Below are 13,935 nucleotides of genomic sequence, written 5' to 3'. Positions count from 1 at the left end.
GGCGAGGGCCTCTCAAGCCCTCGCCTCAGGACCGAAGCGGGCTACGGCGCGGTCAGCAGAACATCGTTGGTCACCAACGTGGTGGTGCCCACGTTCGTGGTGTTACCCAGGCCGAGCTGGCCGTTGGCGTTGCGGCCCCAGCAGCGGGCCTTGCCGTTCGACAACAAGGCGCAGCTGGACTGGGCGCCCGTGGTGATCTGGAAGGCACTGTTGCCATCCAGGTTCACCACCTTGACGGGGTCGGGCTTGTTCAAGCTGGTGGTGTTACCCAGGCCGAGCTGGCCGCTGGTGTTGAGACCCCAGCACTTCACATCGCCGGTGCTCAGGAGCGCGCAGGTGTGACCGTCGTCCGCCGCCATCTGCAGGACCTTGCTGCCCACGTCGATGGTGGGCACGGTGTTGGGCTGCTCGTTATCCCCGATGTTAGAGGGAAAGGTGGGGCCCAGACCGAGCTGGCCGTTGGCGTTGCTGCCCCAGCAGCGCATGTTGCCCGTGCTCATCAGCGCGCAGGTGTGGTACTTGCCGGCGGCAAGCTGCGTCACAGTACCGCCCAGGCTGACGACGGGCTTGACGGAGGGGTTCTCGTTGTCGCCAATGATGCCGTCCGAGAGGGTGTTGACGCCCAGACCGAGCTGGCCGTTGTCGTTGAGGCCCCAGCAGCGCACGTCTCCCGTGTCCAGCAGAGCGCAGGTGTGGTACCCGCCCGCGACGACGTCCTGGACGGTGCCACCGACCTGGACGTCTCCCGCCTGGTAGGGCGCCTCGTCGTCACCGACGTCGGAAATGTTCCCATAGCCCAGCTGCCCTTTATCGTTGTGGCCCCAGCAGCGCACCTTGCCGGTGTCCATCAGCGCGCAGGTGTGCTCGAAGCCCGCGGTGATCTTCACCGCGTTGCCGCCCAGGTTGACGTAGCCGTAGCCGTAGACGGGCTCGGCATCACCCACGTTGTAGAGGTTGGGGTTCGAGACGGGGGCAACACCGAGCTTGTAGCCGAGCTGGCCGTGGTCATTGAGGCCCCAGCAGCGCACGAAGCCGGAGTCGAAGAGGACGCAGGTATGGTTGCCACCCACGGCGAGCTTGGTGCCTTGGCCCACCATGTTCACGTCGGGCCGGCTGTAGGGGTAGGGGAAGGAGGTGGTGCTGCCTGCGCCGGTGGTGATCTGGTCGCCATAGCCCAGCTGCCCTTTATCGTTGAGGCCCCAGCAGCGGACATTCCCGTTGTTGAAGAGGACGCAGGTGTGGTCCGCGCCACCCCGGATGCTGTTGAGGCCCGTGGCGACCTGGAACTCGATGGGGTTGTCGAGGAACTGGTTGGGGATGATCTGATAATTCACCGTGGTGGTGCCCCCGTGGCTGTTGGTCACCGCCAGGTGCAGCGTGCCCTGGACCGAGGTGGTGTAGTTCTGCAGGGTGGTGGGGTTGGTGTTCCCCGTGAAGGCCAGGGCCGGCGTGTAGGTGCTGGCGGGGTCAAAGCTCCAAGCGTAGGTCAGCGGGGTGGTGGGCAGATCCGCATCCGCCACACTCGCCGTCCAGATGATGTTGCCAGTGCCTAGCACGCGCTGGGCGGTCAGGCTGTTGATGACCGGGTTGAAGATCACCACGACATTGGTGTCCTTGCCGCCATCGGTGCCACCGACGGGCTTGACCTTGATCTGGAAGGTGGTGGCGACAGAGTGGCCCGCCGCGCTGGTGACGGTAACGGTGTATTCAAAGTTCGTATCCGTCGTCACGGTGGGCGCGGTGTACTGGCTGACGAAGGTTCCGGCGGAGCCCAGCAGGGTGATGGTGCCGGTGTCCGGCGCGAAGGTGCCAGGAACGTTGCTGGCCTTGGTGATGGCATAGGTCAGCGTCTCACCGGTGGTAGCCTCGACGACGAAGCTGACGCTGCCGCTCTGGGTGGAGGTGACCGAGTTGGGGACGAGCACCTTGAGGATGCGGGGCAGCTTGATGGTGGCGTTGTTATTGACGGGCGCCAGGGCCATGGGGACCGTCTGGAAGTTTTCCGTCAAGGTCTGGTCGGTGCTGCCCGAGAAGAGCAGGGTGCCAGACTTGTACGCCGTCGCGGAGAAGGTCAGCGGCTTGTTCTTGGGAAGGAAGGGAATCTTGCCCGACCAGGAGGGGGCCGCAGCATCTTGGCCGAGGTCAAAGTTGACGAAGAGCGGCTGGTCCGGCTTGCCCTTCTCCCAGATGTTGATGCGGACCTGGTTGACGTCCGAGTAGCTGAACGCCATGGCGGACAGGGTGCGATCAACCGAGGCGCCACCCGTGGGGCTTTGGAGCAGATCCTGGCCGGAGATGGCGAACTGGGCGGTGGCGGTGCCGTCATCCTGTTGCGCGGGCGTGCTGCTGCAGCCCACTACGACCAGGGCCGCGGCTAGCAGCAGGGCCATGGGGGCGAATAACTGGGGGAGTCGTTGACGAGAGGGAATGGGGACTTCCATTTGTATCTCCTGGGTTCTGCTACGGAGCGTCCGGCCAAAGGCAGACACCGGGCGCGAGCGAACTGCGATCACTCGGTCCTGGCCTTGAGCAACATCCGGACCAGCCCTTCGGCGGCTCGGGCCCCGGACTCAGCCCTCTGAGGGGAGGGGGACGGGGCAGTGCCTCGCAGTTCAACTCTTGAACGGCCCGCGGGAGCGAGCACCGGGGCCCTCAGCCCCCAAGGCTCGAACAACACAGGGCGTCCGCTGCTGTTCAAGTCCTGAACACGAGAGGACAAAATCTATCCCTGGGAACGCTCGGGTTTTTCCTGGCTGAGCCCTCTTTCAGAGGCTGCGGCTCGTTCCGATGCAGATTTTCTGCATCCTTTTTCACCTCGCCGGCTCACTTCATTAGTGCCGGGAGCACCACCGCTCGCCCGGGCACGAGTCCATCCGGTTCAGGGGGGCATGGTGCGGAATCATCTTGGCAAAGCGGTCCCCTGGGTTCTTTCCACCCTGGCTGGGGAGATTCCCCTGGAGCTTCGGCGGGAAGAGGCGCGCGCGCGCCTTGAGCGGGGCCGTGGCGCAGGCCGGGCCACCGCCGCGCTGGAGGTGGCGCTCCTGGCCTCGCTCCTGGGAGAGCGGGCGGAGGCCGAGTCTTTCCTGCTGCGGAGCCGCTCCCTGGCTCCCATGGAGCTGGAGGGGCTGGTGGAGCTGGTCTCGGCCCTGGTGCTGCTCGAGGCCGGGTTCCCCGCTCGCGCCCAGGGCGTGCTGGAGCGGGCGGAGGCCTCGCCGGACGCCCAGTCGCAGCCCGAGGTCCGGGCGCTCTGCCTGGCCTTCCACGCCCAGGCCTTGCTGCTGGAGGGAATGGAACACCCCGCCGTGCGCGCGGCCCAGGAGGCGATCGAGGAGCTTCCGGGGGACGCGCAGGGCACGCCGCTGGCGGTCCATGCGCACCTCGTGGCCGTGGAGTGTCTGCTGGCCTCGGAGCAGACCGAAGAGGCCCTGGCGTTGCTCGATCGTGCCGTGCGCATGCCGGGGTGCTCGGGGCTGCTCGCCGCGCGCGGGGAGGTGCTGCAAGCAAGGGTGGGGCTGGCCCGGGCTCACCCCGGCCCGGTGGCGCTCCGCGCGATCCTGGATCGCGCCATCGAGCGGCTCGAGGTGCTGGGGGCGCTCCGGGAGCGCGGCCTGGCCTATTTGACGTACGCCCACGCCGTGGCGACGGACCAGGCGGATGGGCCCGCCCACTGGCTGGTCCGGGCCCAACCCCTGCTGCTCAAGGTCGGTACGGTGGGAGATCTGCGGCAGCTGCGCCAGGCCTTCCGGACCCTCAGCCCTTCCAAGAACGGGTGGAGGGGCGATGCGGATGTCTTCTCGGTGATGGAGCAGTTGCGGGGGAGCCGCGCAAGGCTGCGCGATATCCTCTCGGCCCAGCGAGAGGCCCGAGCCACCTCGCCGCGGATGACACCCGTCCCGGCACCTCTCGTGAAGGTCGCGGACGAGTCACTGGAGTCGGTCCATCTCGCGGAGGAGGCGCTCATCGGGACGCTGGAGCACACGCTCCTGGAGCGCGAGCGCCTGGGCCTGCTGGTGGTCGTCAGCCAGCAGCTCTTTGGCATTGAGGATCTGGAGGAGATGCTGGTGGCGATTCCCAAGCTGGCCATGGGGCTGATCCCCGCCGCGGCCGTCGGGCTCGTGGAGGCCGGCAGCGCGGGAGACCTGCAGTGGCTGCAGCGGGGAGTCCTCCCGCCCGAGGTGCCGCTGGAGCGGCTGCGCGAAGCGGTGGCGGCCGCGCTCCAGCAGAGCGCCCCTCAGCGCGTTCCGGACAAGAGCGGGGGGCTGGCCTTTCCGCGCTCCTTCGAACGCCAGGCGGGGAGTGGGCGCGCCGTCATTCCCCTGCCATGCCAGGAGCGGCGCCTGTGCCTGGTGCTCGAGCTGGCCGGGGGGCACGGGCCCTTCTCGGAGCGGGATCTGGAGCAGTTGGCGCTCTTCGGCTCCCTCTGCGGGGCGGCGATCTCTCGGACCATCTCCAGCCTCTCCTTGCGCCGGGCGGCGGCGCGCGATGCCGTGACGCTGGCGGCCATCCGGGACGGGCTGCTCACCTTGAGCAGGGACGGCACCCTCCACACCCTCAACCAGGCCGCCGCGCGGATGCTCCGGGTCCAGCAGGAGCAGGCTCTGGGCCGCCGCCTCTCGGAGCTGGCGGCACTGGCGCCCCTGGCGGAGGTGCTGGGCAGCGGCAAGATCCTCACGGGAGAGATCGTCACGTTCGCACATGGCGAGCTGCTGGTGCGCTCCCAGGCCTATGAGGCGGGCGTCGTCGTCACGCTCCAGGAGCTGGCCAGTGCGCAGCGGCTGGCCCAGAAGGTCGTCAGCTCGCAGGCCCGCTTCACCTTCGAGGATCTCGTGGGAGAGGATCCGGCGTTCCTCGCATGCCTGGAGGATGCGCGCCTGGCGGCCCGCTCGGACGTGCCCATCCTCATTACCGGCGAGAGTGGCACCGGCAAGGAGCTGCTCGCGCAGGCCATCCACCGCGCCTCGCCCACCACCCTGTTGCCCTTCGTGGGCATCAACGTGGCGGCCTTTCCCCGCGAGCTGCTGGAGAGCGAGCTGTTCGGCTATGAGCGCGGCGCCTTCACGGGGGCGCGGGCCGGGGGCAACCCCGGCAAGTTCGAGCTGGCGGATCGCGGCACGTTGCTGCTGGATGAGATCGGCGATCTGCCGCTGGAGATGCAGGTGAAGCTGCTGCGCGTCTTGCAGGAGCGCGTGTTCCACAGGCTGGGAGGCTCTCGGGACATTCCCCTCCAGGCGCGCGTGGTGGCCACCACGCACCGGGATCTGGAGCGCGCGGTGGAGGAGGGGACCTTCCGGCTGGATCTCTTCCACCGTCTGCGGGTGGTCCACCTGCGCCTGCCCCCTCTGCGGGAGCGGCGAGGCGACATTCCACGGCTGGTGGAGCACCACCTGCGGCGCTATGCCTCGCGCCTTCACCGGCGCCCCATCCAGGTGGCGCCTCATGTCATGACCGCCCTCGAGGCGTATGACTGGCCAGGCAACGTTCGCGAGCTGGCCAATCTTCTGGAGGGCGCGGCCAGCCTGCTGCCTGAGGATCAGGACGTCATCCTACGCACCCCCGTGGTCGTCGAGCGGGCCCTGCAGCGCCACAACGGGGACCTGGGGCCAGCACACTCCTCCGAGTCCCTGCTGCAGGAGGGGCGGGTGCGCTCCATCGAAGAGCTCGAGCGCCACGCGTTCGCGCACGCCCTGCGGCACTGCGGTGGCAATGTGGCCAAGGCCGCCAAGGCCCTGGGGGTGGCCAAGGGGACCTTCTATAGCAAGATCAGACGCTATGGCCTGGTGGGGCAGAAGGAGCCGCATCTCACTCCCGCGCCGATAGAAAGCCGGGAGCCCTTCGGGAAGCTGCTGAGCTGAGGAGGGAATTAAACCCGGCGCGGAAGTCGTGCGTTAATGGCCCGCACGATGCTCGCCCGCCTCGCTCTGCCTGAAGTCCGGCTGCCCGCGCTCCCTCAGGATCCGCGCATCTTGCAGATCGCGTTCCTGGGGTCCTTTCTCCTCGCGGGGCTCACGTTCCTCGAGTTCGAACTGCGCCCGTGGCAGCCGCCCGTCATCCTCGCCACCGCGTGCGTAACGCAGTGGGCCATGACTCGGCTCTACCGCGTCCCGGATGCCGGCTACCGCTCCGCCATCATCAGCGCCCTGGGGCTCTCCCTGCTGCTGCGCAGCGATGTCCTCTGGGTGCCGCCGCTCGCCGCCTTCATCGCCATTGCCAGCAAGTTCGTCATCCGCGTGCGCGGCAAGCACGTCTTCAACCCCACCAACCTCGGGCTCGCCGCCTGCCTCTTCCTCACGCCCCACGCCTGGAGCTCGCCAAGCCAGTGGGGCGAGAGCGCCGGGCTCATCGCCTGGTTCGGAATCTTCGGCCTCTCCGTCGCGCACCGCGCCTTCCGCTCCGACGTGAGCCTCGCCTTCCTCGCGAGCTGGGTGGCCCTCAAGACAGCCCGGGTTCTCTACCTCGGCCAGCGCCCCGACGTGCTGCTCCATCAGCTCAACGTCGGCAGCCTGATCCTCTTCACCTTCTTCATGATCTCGGATCCGAAGACCACCCCGGATCGCCGCTCGGCGCGCATCGCCCTGGCCGTCGCCGTGGCCGGGCTCGCCTTCGTCCTGCAGCACGCCTTCTGGTGGTACAACGCCCTCATCTGGGCGCTGCTCCTCCTGTCCACTGCTGTCCCGCTGATCGACCGACTCCTGCCCGCGGACCGCTACCACTGGCCCGCTGAGAGGAAACCCGAATGCTCGCAACCGTCCGTACCCTTGCCGTCGCTTTGAGCGCGCTCGCGCTCCTGGCCGTCCCTCGCGCCGCTCACGCCTTCTGCGGCTTCTACGTCGCCAAGGCCGACGCCCAGCTCTTCAATCAGGCCAGTCAGGTGGTCCTCGTGCGCGACGGGGAGCGCACCGTCGTCACCATGTCCAACGACTACAAGGGCGAGCTCTCCGACTTCGCCGTCGTCGTCCCCGTGCCCGCCGTGCTCACCCGCGAGCAGATCCACGTGGGCGAGCGCAAGTACATCGAGCGGCTCGATGCCTACTCCTCGCCCCGCCTCGTCGAGTACCACGATGCGGATCCCTGCGAGCGGTATGTGATGAGGAAGATGGAGAAGAAGATGATGGCGCCCAGCGCCGCCGCGCCCGCGGGCCTGAGCGCCGAGCGCTCCCGGGCCCTCGGCGTGAAGATCGAGGCCCAGTACACCATCGGCGAGTACGACATCGTCATCCTCTCCGCCAAGCAGTCCGATGGCCTGGAGACCTGGCTGCGCGAGAGCGGCTACCGGATCCCTCCGCGCTCGGCCGCCGCCCTGCAGCCCTACATCAAGCAGGACATGAAGTTCTTCGTGGCCAAGGTGAACCTCGAGAACCAGAAGGCCGCCGGCTTCACCTACCTGCGCCCGCTGCAGATGGCCTACGAGTCCCAGAAGTTCATGCTCCCCATCCGCCTCGGCATGGCCAACGCCGACGGGCCGCAGGACCTGGTCATCTACACGCTCACCCGCAAGGGCCGCGTCGAGTCCACCAACTACAAGACCGTGAAGATGCCCTCCAACGTGGAGGTGCCCCTCTTCGTGAAGAACGAGTTCGGCTCCTTCTACAAGGCCACCTTCAACAAGGCCCACGAGCAGCAGGGCCGCCGCGCTCTGCTCACCGAGTATTTCTGGGACATGGGCTGGTGCGATCCGTGCGCCGCCGACCCGCTCAGCCCCGAGGAGCTGCGCCAGCTCGGCGTCTTCTGGATGGACGCCGGGCAGCAGTCGCCCCAGCGTGGGCGCTACGGAGGCGCTTCGCCCGTGGTCCTCACGCGCCTGCACGTGCGCTACGACAGCGAGCACTTCCCCGAGGATCTCGTCTTCCAGGAGACGGGCGACCGCGAGAACTTCCAGGGCCGCTACATCCTCCGCTACCCGTGGACCGGCGACAGCCAGTGCGAGGAGGCGGCGACGTACCGGCAGCAGCTCGACCAGCGCCACACCCAGGAGGCGAAGACTCTGGCCGAGCTCACCGGGTGGGATCTGTCCACCATCCGCGAGAAGATGGGGGCCGACGCGCCGAAGGGCTCGGACTCGAAGTGGTACGACAAGCTATGGAAGTAGCGACGTCTTCCGCAGCCGCTCGCGCAGTTGCTTGAGCCGGTCCTGGGGCTCGTAGCTGAACACGAGGCGGATGTAGCGCTCCGCCACCGACGAGCCCCAGTTCGTCATCGGCGTGGCCGCCACCTTCGCCTGTGACATCAGGATGGAGGCCGCGTCCGTGGCGCTGTAGCCCAGCGCGTGCGCGTCCATCAGCATGCTCCAGCCGCCCTCGGGGATGATCACCGGCAGGCCCTCGAGCTGCTGGAGCACCAGGTCGCGCCGGGCCTTCCACTCGGCCAGCGCCGCTGGCACGCCCGCATCCTCCGAGCGCAGCGCCACCTCGGCGCCCTTCTGGGCGATGCCCGGCGGAGCGATCACCAGGTAGCTGTGCGTGTAGAAGACGTCCGCCATCACCTTCGGCGGGCCGGCGATCCAGCCGATGCGCCAGCCGATCATCCGGTACTCCTTGGAGATCGAGCCGACGATCAGCGTGCGCTCCGGCATGCCCGTCAGCGTGGCCGGGTGGCGCAGGGGCAGCCCGTCATAGAGCACGTTCTCCAGCGCGGCGTCGTACAGCAGCCAGAGGTTGCGCGTGACGCACAGCTCGCGGATGGCCATCCACTCGGTCTCGGTGAACACATGGCCCGCGGGCATGTTCGGGTTGGAGAGCACCATCGCCCGGGTGCGGCTGGTGACCATGGCGCGCAGCATGTCCAGGTCCAGCCGCCACTTGCGATCCACCACCTTCATCGGCACGAACATGGGCACGCCACCCGCGAAGGTGACGCGGTGGATCATCCCCGCGTACGTCGGGTCCGTGAGCAGCACCTCGTCGCCGGGCTCGATGATGGCCAGCAGCGCCGAGATCAACCCCTGCGTGCCACCCGCCGTGATGACGATCTGCCGATCCGGATCATAGGAGAGGTTGCACTGGCGCTTGAGGCGCTGGGCCACCGCTTGACGCAGGCTGCCAGCGCCGGTGAAGGGCGTGTAGCTGTTGGCCTCGGCCGTTCCCACGGACTCCCGGGTCGCCGCGACGGCCTCGGGCGGCGGAGGCAGATCCGTACCGAAATTATCCAGGCGCAGGATCTCGGGATCCATGGCGGTTTCCGACACCACCCGGTCGACGTTGAACCCCACCACGCGCATCATTCTGGACGGACGCATCTCTCCTCCGGTGGGCTCGGACTATAGCCTTGGCAGGTAGGAGGAGTGGATTCGTGATGAGATCCTTCCTTGCTGCCTGCCTGCGGAGCGGCTCCTACATCTCCTTTCCTTGGAGCTCAAGGTGGCGCTGCGAGTAGGTGCCGGTACGCTCCCAGTGCGAATCCAGGAGGCTTCCCATGAAAGCGGCTTTTACCCTCAGTTGTCCGGTGTTCCCCGTGGGCAGGGCGTCGCTGGTGCAGTGATGACGAGGGCCAAGGAGCGAGGGGCGCTCGCTCCTCCTCCTTGACCCTCCCTCAGGCCAGAACGTGAATCCGCCTCGAATCAGCGAGGCGTCATGCGCGCAGGCGGCCGCGCGACATCGCGCCGCTTGCAAGGCTCGCGACGAAGAGCACGGCTGAGATGATCAGCATCCACTTCAGCCCCTCCACAGCGAGTCCCACTCCACCAAAGATCAGCGCCAGTACCAGTAGGATGACGAGAAGGTTCATGCCTCCAACGGTGGTGCTGGCTTTCTCGGAAGCAAGCGATTGGCGCAGGGCTCCACGGAGCTTGCATGCCTGCCCTGCGCATTGCTTGCCCGCCTGCTGTGCTGCTGGAAAAGGGAGAGTGTGAGTAAACCTGCGAGATGAGGGGAAGACATTCGAGCCGGGGGCCGATTGAGCGCGGGCCGGGCTGGGCCTACGCTGTGGGGCCATGATCACCGTCGTGTTCCTCTCTCTCCTCCTGGGCGCGGGGCCGAATGATGGCTCGCCGGCCTCCTCCCCCCAGTCCCTCGAGTCGCCTCCCATGGCGGATGACTCGCCCACCGCGTGGTCCTGCACCGCGGACACGCTGCGCTCCGGCAAGGAGTGCGTCTTCGAGGCCGAGCTGACGCCCTCCCAGCCCAACAAGGAGCAGGCCACCAGCAACGTGCGCACCATCCAGCAGCTGGGCCGCACGTTGTGCGCGGAGGCGGCGCGTCCCCGCTCGGAGGAGGCCAAGGGCGACGGGGGCAACCTGGCCGCCACCTGCGAGAAGAAGTACGCCGCCGCCGCCGAGCGCTGCGATCTGGAGGGCACCGTCGCGATCGTCGACGCCAAGGGGCGCTTCTCCCCGGCGGCCCGAGCCTGCTACCGCGCCATCTCGGGCGTGTTGCAGGAGACCCAGATGGCGGCCACCGTGAAGGCGACAGTGCCCACTCAGAAGTCCGACAAGTCCGAACCGCGCCCGGGCCATGGCTCGGCCTCCCTGTAACGCACGGGAAATGACGTCCATGCAACGAGACTCCTTGAACCTTTCGAAGAAGCCTGTGTCGCATCACGCCTGGGTCCTGCTCTGCGCGCTGACGGTGGTGGGATGCGCGGCCACCCCTACTCGCGCCACCGAGGAGGACGCGCGGGACACCCCTCCGTCCGGCGGCCAGGCGGCCACCGAGCTTCCTCCTGACCCATTTGATCCGCGGACCTTCACGTCCCAGTTCTCGAACCCCGGGGCGTGCGAGCGGCAGGCGCGGCGTTACCTGCCCATCTCCCACGATGAGGCGTGGGCGGCGCTGAAGGCCTGCGTCGAGGGCACCCCCTTCACCCAGCTCCAGGCGCTGATGAGCAGCGCGTGGCAGCACGAGCTCCGCACCCGCCCCGAGGGCGCCGCGCTGCTGGCCAAGGTGGTGGCCCAGCGAGGCGGCAGCGTGGAGGGAGACCTCCGGATGTTGAACGAGCAGCGGCTGCCCATCTTCTCGCTCTCCGCGGCGATGGCCCAGCCGGACACGTACAAGGGGCGCTACATCCTCGTCCGGGCCCAGGTGGGCGACGTGCGGAGCGAGGGGGACAAGCCCACCGTGTGGCTCGTCGAGCAGGGCCTGGGCTCGGTCGCCAGCGAGCGGCAGGTGAGCGTGACGCGCCGGAAGGACACCGTGTCCACCACCTCGGGCAACCTGGGCGGGGAGACGCCGCTGGGCAATGGCAACGTGGAAGGCTCGCTCTCGAAGGGAGAGACCACGCGCCGCACGATCACGGTTCCGCACTACGACAACGTCTCCACTGATACCGGGCGCGAGGCGCTCGGGCGGCTGGCCAAGCCGGATCCGTTCCTCACGCCGGGCCGGGACTTCGTGATCCTCGCGCGGTTCGATGGGATGCGGACCACCTCTGGCTCCGTGGACGAGGAAGACGAGAGTGCGCACATCCCCGTGCTGAGCATCGTCAGCTACTTCATCCCGCACCCGCTCGTCGTCTACTGAGCCAGCGGGTTACGGGAAGCGCCCGAGGAAGGCCGCCAGCAGGGGGCCTCCCTTGCGCGCCGCGTCCGGGATGCTTCGAGGTCCGCCCTCCGGGAGCTGGGACGCCAGCTCCACCAAGGCGGGCCGCATCTCATCGAACGCGGCGAACGCCTCGCTGGCACTGCCGAAGAACCGGGAGTGGACGAGCCACCCGGCGATGCCGCAGGTGATGGCGTAGAAGGAGCGGCTCTCGTCCTGCTCCAGCGTCAGCCGCAGCTGTCCGGCGTACTGCTCGTCCCAGGTGATCGTTCCGCCCTGAGAGCCCGGCAGGCCCAGGGTGCTGCCACCTTCGAAGGGCTGCCAGGATGCGTTCTCGCTCATGGGTGGGATCAATACCCGAGCTGCGTCTGGCGCGGGTGGCCTGCCTTGTCCGGGACGAAGGCAGTGCGCTCGGCGTCGTTGGTGACGGTGGCGGCCACGGAGACCAGCCCCTCGCTCATGGTGACGGGCTGGGTGCTCGGCTTCGCGGAGGTCTCGTGCCAGGCGTGCAGCACGTACTCGCCCGGAGGCACTCCGCGCAGCTCGAAGTGGCCCCGCTCGTCCGCCTGGGCGTACCAGGGCGAGTCCACCACGTAGACGAAGGCGGACATGGACGCGTGGATGTTGCAGAGCAGCCGCACCGGGCCGGGCTCGGTGAAGACCTTGTTGCGCGCTACGCCCTTCTCATAGAGCCCCAGGTCGAACTCGTTGGGTCTGCTGAGCGAGAAGACGTTGTGGAACATCTGGTCCTCGTTCAGGAAGGCCACCTCGGTTCCCTCGGGCACCACCAGCACGTGTGGCAAGAAGCGCTTGCCTCTCTGGAGGATGACCTGGCGTGGCGCGGGCCTGGGCTTCGGCGTGGTGCCCACCGCGCGAGTCAGCCACACCACCGCGCCCGCGGCCCCGGAAGCTTCTCCCTGCACCGTGCCCTTGATGGTGCCGGTGGCGCTCACCTTGGGGCGGCGCACCTCCTCGTGCGGAATGGGGATCAGCCAGTAGCCCGGAGGTGGGGGAGGCATGGGCAGCTCCGTCTCCAGCGAGTCTCTGTCCGAAGGCGCGGCGGACCAGGCCGGGAAGGCGAGCAGGAGCGCGACGGGCAGTGCCAGCGGGGCTCGGAGACGCGAGAGCATGGAGGATCCAGTCCAGGAAAGGGGCTCAGAAGACGTAGACGGCCGAGGCGGCGAACACGTCGTTGTCCACCCGGGGCGCGCCCGCGTTCTCGCGGTTGAAGAGGTACTCGGCCTTGAGCGCGAGCACGCTCCAGAAATCCAGCCGCGTGCCCACCGTGTAGCGCGACGTCAGGATGCCCCCGAAGCCGTGGAACTCGGCCGCGCGCCGATCGTATCGGCCATACACGGTGGCCGTGCGCAGGGCCTCGGCCTCCACCGGCACCGCGAGCGCCAGCGTCTCGTAGAGGCCATCCATCGCGAAGCCCGAGGCGTAGAAGTAGTCCCCCAGGCCGGTGTGCTTGCCGGGCGCCGTGCCCGCGCCATCGCGTGCGCGCACGTACTCGCCCGAGAGGCTGAACCATCCGGCGGTGAGCCTCGCGTCCGCCCCGAGCTGCGTCTGGTGCACGCGCGAGTCGTTCTGATCGTTGCGCGCCCCGGTCTGTCCGCTCGCGCCCAGCTTCACCTGCAGCCGCAGGAGCTGCAGCTCGTAGCCCAGCCGCGCGCTCACGAAGGGCAGCCCCGTCAGGCTGAGGTCCGGCGTCTGGAGGCTGTCCACCCGGCTGCTGCCGTTGGTCACCGCCACGTTCAAGGACACCGCCGAGGACAGCGGCGGAAGCTGCCGCCGGTAGAGGGCCTTCACTCCGAGCTGAGGCCCCGTGGTGTAGCGCGCAATCAGGGACGGAGTAATGCCCGTACGCAGCGGGGACTCGTTCTCCAGGTACTCAATGCCGAAGACGGAGTCGAAGCGGCCCAAGGTGATCATGAACTCGTGGCCCGAGAACGGAGTGACTCGGCCGAACGCCTGCTGGAGCAGGATCCTCGTGCCGCCGCTGCCTTGCTCGAAGCGGGGCAGGAACTGGGTCCGCGCGAAGACGAGCACCGGCGCCGATGAGGGTTCGTAGAAGAGATCCAGACTCGCCGTGTTGAGCAGGAAGGAACCGTGGCCGCCGATATCCACCGTGCGCGGCAGGAAGCCGTTGACGAAGCGCCCTCCGGCATCCAGGGAAGCGACTTCACCGCGCGAGTTCACCGCCGGGGCGAACGCGTCCACGCCGTAGTCCGCGGGAACGCGCGTGTCGTCGGGGACGAACGAGCTCCCGCTCCCCTGGGCCTTGGCGAAGCCCACGTCCACGTATCCAGAGATCCGGAACGGCGAGACGGACTCTTCCTCTGGCGTATAGCCGCTGGGCTTCGAGTCGGACGGGGCGTCAGGCTCTTCCCCAGTCCCCGAATCCGCGAGCGCGGGAAGCGCGGACGCCAGCAGCAGAACGAGCGCGGGAGGGAGGATCATGCGCGCT

General features: G+C 68.1%; 11 protein-coding genes. 5 read left to right on the top strand and 6 right to left on the bottom strand.

Annotated features, from left to right (window positions below; translation table 11 throughout):
* Positions 1-41 precede the first annotated feature (41 nt).
* The gene (locus tag ACJ8AT_RS01020) at positions 42-2,390 is read right to left on the bottom strand and encodes an RTX toxin (RefSeq protein WP_407735627.1); all 2,349 of its coding nucleotides are present in this window, start codon (positions 2,388-2,390) and stop codon (positions 42-44) included.
* Between the two features lie 498 nt (positions 2,391-2,888).
* Here ACJ8AT_RS01020 and ACJ8AT_RS01015 point away from each other — a divergent pair, with 498 nt between their 5' ends.
* The 3 genes from ACJ8AT_RS01015 to ACJ8AT_RS01005 are packed head-to-tail and all read left to right on the top strand — an operon-like array spanning position 2,889 to position 8,086.
* The gene (locus ACJ8AT_RS01015) at positions 2,889-5,852 is read left to right on the top strand and encodes a sigma 54-interacting transcriptional regulator (RefSeq protein WP_407735626.1); all 2,964 of its coding nucleotides are present in this window, start codon (positions 2,889-2,891) and stop codon (positions 5,850-5,852) included.
* Between the two features lie 48 nt (positions 5,853-5,900).
* Complete coding sequence (locus tag ACJ8AT_RS01010) at positions 5,901-6,770, top strand: RnfABCDGE type electron transport complex subunit D (RefSeq protein WP_407735625.1); 870 nt, start codon at positions 5,901-5,903, stop codon at positions 6,768-6,770.
* On the top strand, positions 6,734-8,086 hold the full coding sequence (locus ACJ8AT_RS01005; RefSeq protein WP_407735624.1) for a DUF2330 domain-containing protein: 1,353 nt from the start codon (positions 6,734-6,736) through the stop codon (positions 8,084-8,086). The genes ACJ8AT_RS01010 and ACJ8AT_RS01005 overlap by 37 nt, the downstream gene beginning before the upstream one ends.
* Here ACJ8AT_RS01005 and ACJ8AT_RS01000 read toward each other — a convergent pair.
* A complete protein-coding gene (locus tag ACJ8AT_RS01000) occupies positions 8,075-9,232 on the bottom strand; it encodes a pyridoxal phosphate-dependent aminotransferase (protein WP_407735623.1) in 1,158 nt (385 codons plus the stop codon). The two genes, ACJ8AT_RS01005 and ACJ8AT_RS01000, sit on opposite strands and share 12 nt — an antisense overlap.
* A 332-nt stretch (positions 9,233-9,564) precedes the next feature.
* On the bottom strand, positions 9,565-9,720 hold the full coding sequence (locus tag ACJ8AT_RS00995; protein WP_407735622.1) for a hypothetical protein: 156 nt from the start codon (positions 9,718-9,720) through the stop codon (positions 9,565-9,567).
* A gap of 205 nt (positions 9,721-9,925) precedes the next feature.
* On the opposite strand from ACJ8AT_RS00995, the gene ACJ8AT_RS00990 reads away from it, so the two are divergent.
* Positions 9,926-10,465, top strand: a complete 540-nt coding sequence (locus ACJ8AT_RS00990) for a hypothetical protein (protein WP_407735621.1) — start codon at positions 9,926-9,928, stop codon at positions 10,463-10,465.
* A gap of 34 nt (positions 10,466-10,499) precedes the next feature.
* Positions 10,500-11,450 (top strand): hypothetical protein, encoded by a 951-nt coding sequence (locus tag ACJ8AT_RS00985; protein ID WP_407735620.1) that lies wholly within the window; start codon positions 10,500-10,502, stop codon positions 11,448-11,450.
* Positions 11,451-11,459: 9 nt separating this feature from the next.
* Here ACJ8AT_RS00985 and ACJ8AT_RS00980 read toward each other — a convergent pair whose 3' ends face one another.
* Genes ACJ8AT_RS00980 through ACJ8AT_RS00970 form a run of 3 tightly spaced genes read right to left on the bottom strand, consistent with a single transcriptional unit; the run spans position 11,460 to position 13,928 of the window.
* On the bottom strand, positions 11,460-11,810 hold the full coding sequence (locus ACJ8AT_RS00980) for a hypothetical protein (protein ID WP_407735619.1): 351 nt from the start codon (positions 11,808-11,810) through the stop codon (positions 11,460-11,462).
* 8 nt (positions 11,811-11,818) lie between these two features.
* Positions 11,819-12,598 carry a hypothetical protein gene (locus ACJ8AT_RS00975; protein ID WP_407735618.1) on the bottom strand — a complete coding sequence of 260 codons (780 nt, stop codon included), beginning with the start codon at positions 12,596-12,598 and terminating at the stop codon, positions 11,819-11,821.
* A 25-nt stretch (positions 12,599-12,623) separates the two neighbouring features.
* Positions 12,624-13,928, bottom strand: coding sequence for a hypothetical protein (locus tag ACJ8AT_RS00970; protein ID WP_407735617.1), 1,305 nt, complete (start codon positions 13,926-13,928; stop codon positions 12,624-12,626).
* Positions 13,929-13,935: the final 7 nt, after the last annotated feature.

This window comes from Hyalangium sp., assembly GCF_045802625.1.
GTDB lineage: Bacteria > Myxococcota > Myxococcia > Myxococcales > Myxococcaceae > Hyalangium.
The sequence above is the reverse complement of the archived record's forward strand: the minus strand, read 5'-3'. Positions and strand labels throughout refer to the sequence as shown.

Excerpts from the sequence above, each read along its gene's own strand:
- ACJ8AT_RS01020 (WP_407735627.1), bottom strand. The coding sequence starts at position 2,390 with ATGGCCCTGCTGCTAGCCGCGGCCCTGGTCGTAGTGGGCTGCAGCAGC.
- ACJ8AT_RS01015 (WP_407735626.1), top strand. The coding sequence starts at position 2,889 with ATGGTGCGGAATCATCTTGGCAAAGCGGTCCCCTGGGTTCTTTCCACC.
- ACJ8AT_RS01010 (WP_407735625.1), top strand. The coding sequence starts at position 5,901 with ATGCTCGCCCGCCTCGCTCTGCCTGAAGTCCGGCTGCCCGCGCTCCCT.
- ACJ8AT_RS01005 (WP_407735624.1), top strand. The coding sequence starts at position 6,734 with ATGCTCGCAACCGTCCGTACCCTTGCCGTCGCTTTGAGCGCGCTCGCG.
- ACJ8AT_RS01000 (WP_407735623.1), bottom strand. The coding sequence starts at position 9,232 with ATGCGTCCGTCCAGAATGATGCGCGTGGTGGGGTTCAACGTCGACCGG.
- ACJ8AT_RS00995 (WP_407735622.1), bottom strand. The coding sequence starts at position 9,720 with ATGAACCTTCTCGTCATCCTACTGGTACTGGCGCTGATCTTTGGTGGA.
- ACJ8AT_RS00990 (WP_407735621.1), top strand. The coding sequence starts at position 9,926 with ATGATCACCGTCGTGTTCCTCTCTCTCCTCCTGGGCGCGGGGCCGAAT.
- ACJ8AT_RS00980 (WP_407735619.1), bottom strand. The coding sequence starts at position 11,810 with ATGAGCGAGAACGCATCCTGGCAGCCCTTCGAAGGTGGCAGCACCCTG.
- ACJ8AT_RS00975 (WP_407735618.1), bottom strand. The coding sequence starts at position 12,598 with ATGCTCTCGCGTCTCCGAGCCCCGCTGGCACTGCCCGTCGCGCTCCTG.
- ACJ8AT_RS00970 (WP_407735617.1), bottom strand. The coding sequence starts at position 13,928 with ATGATCCTCCCTCCCGCGCTCGTTCTGCTGCTGGCGTCCGCGCTTCCC.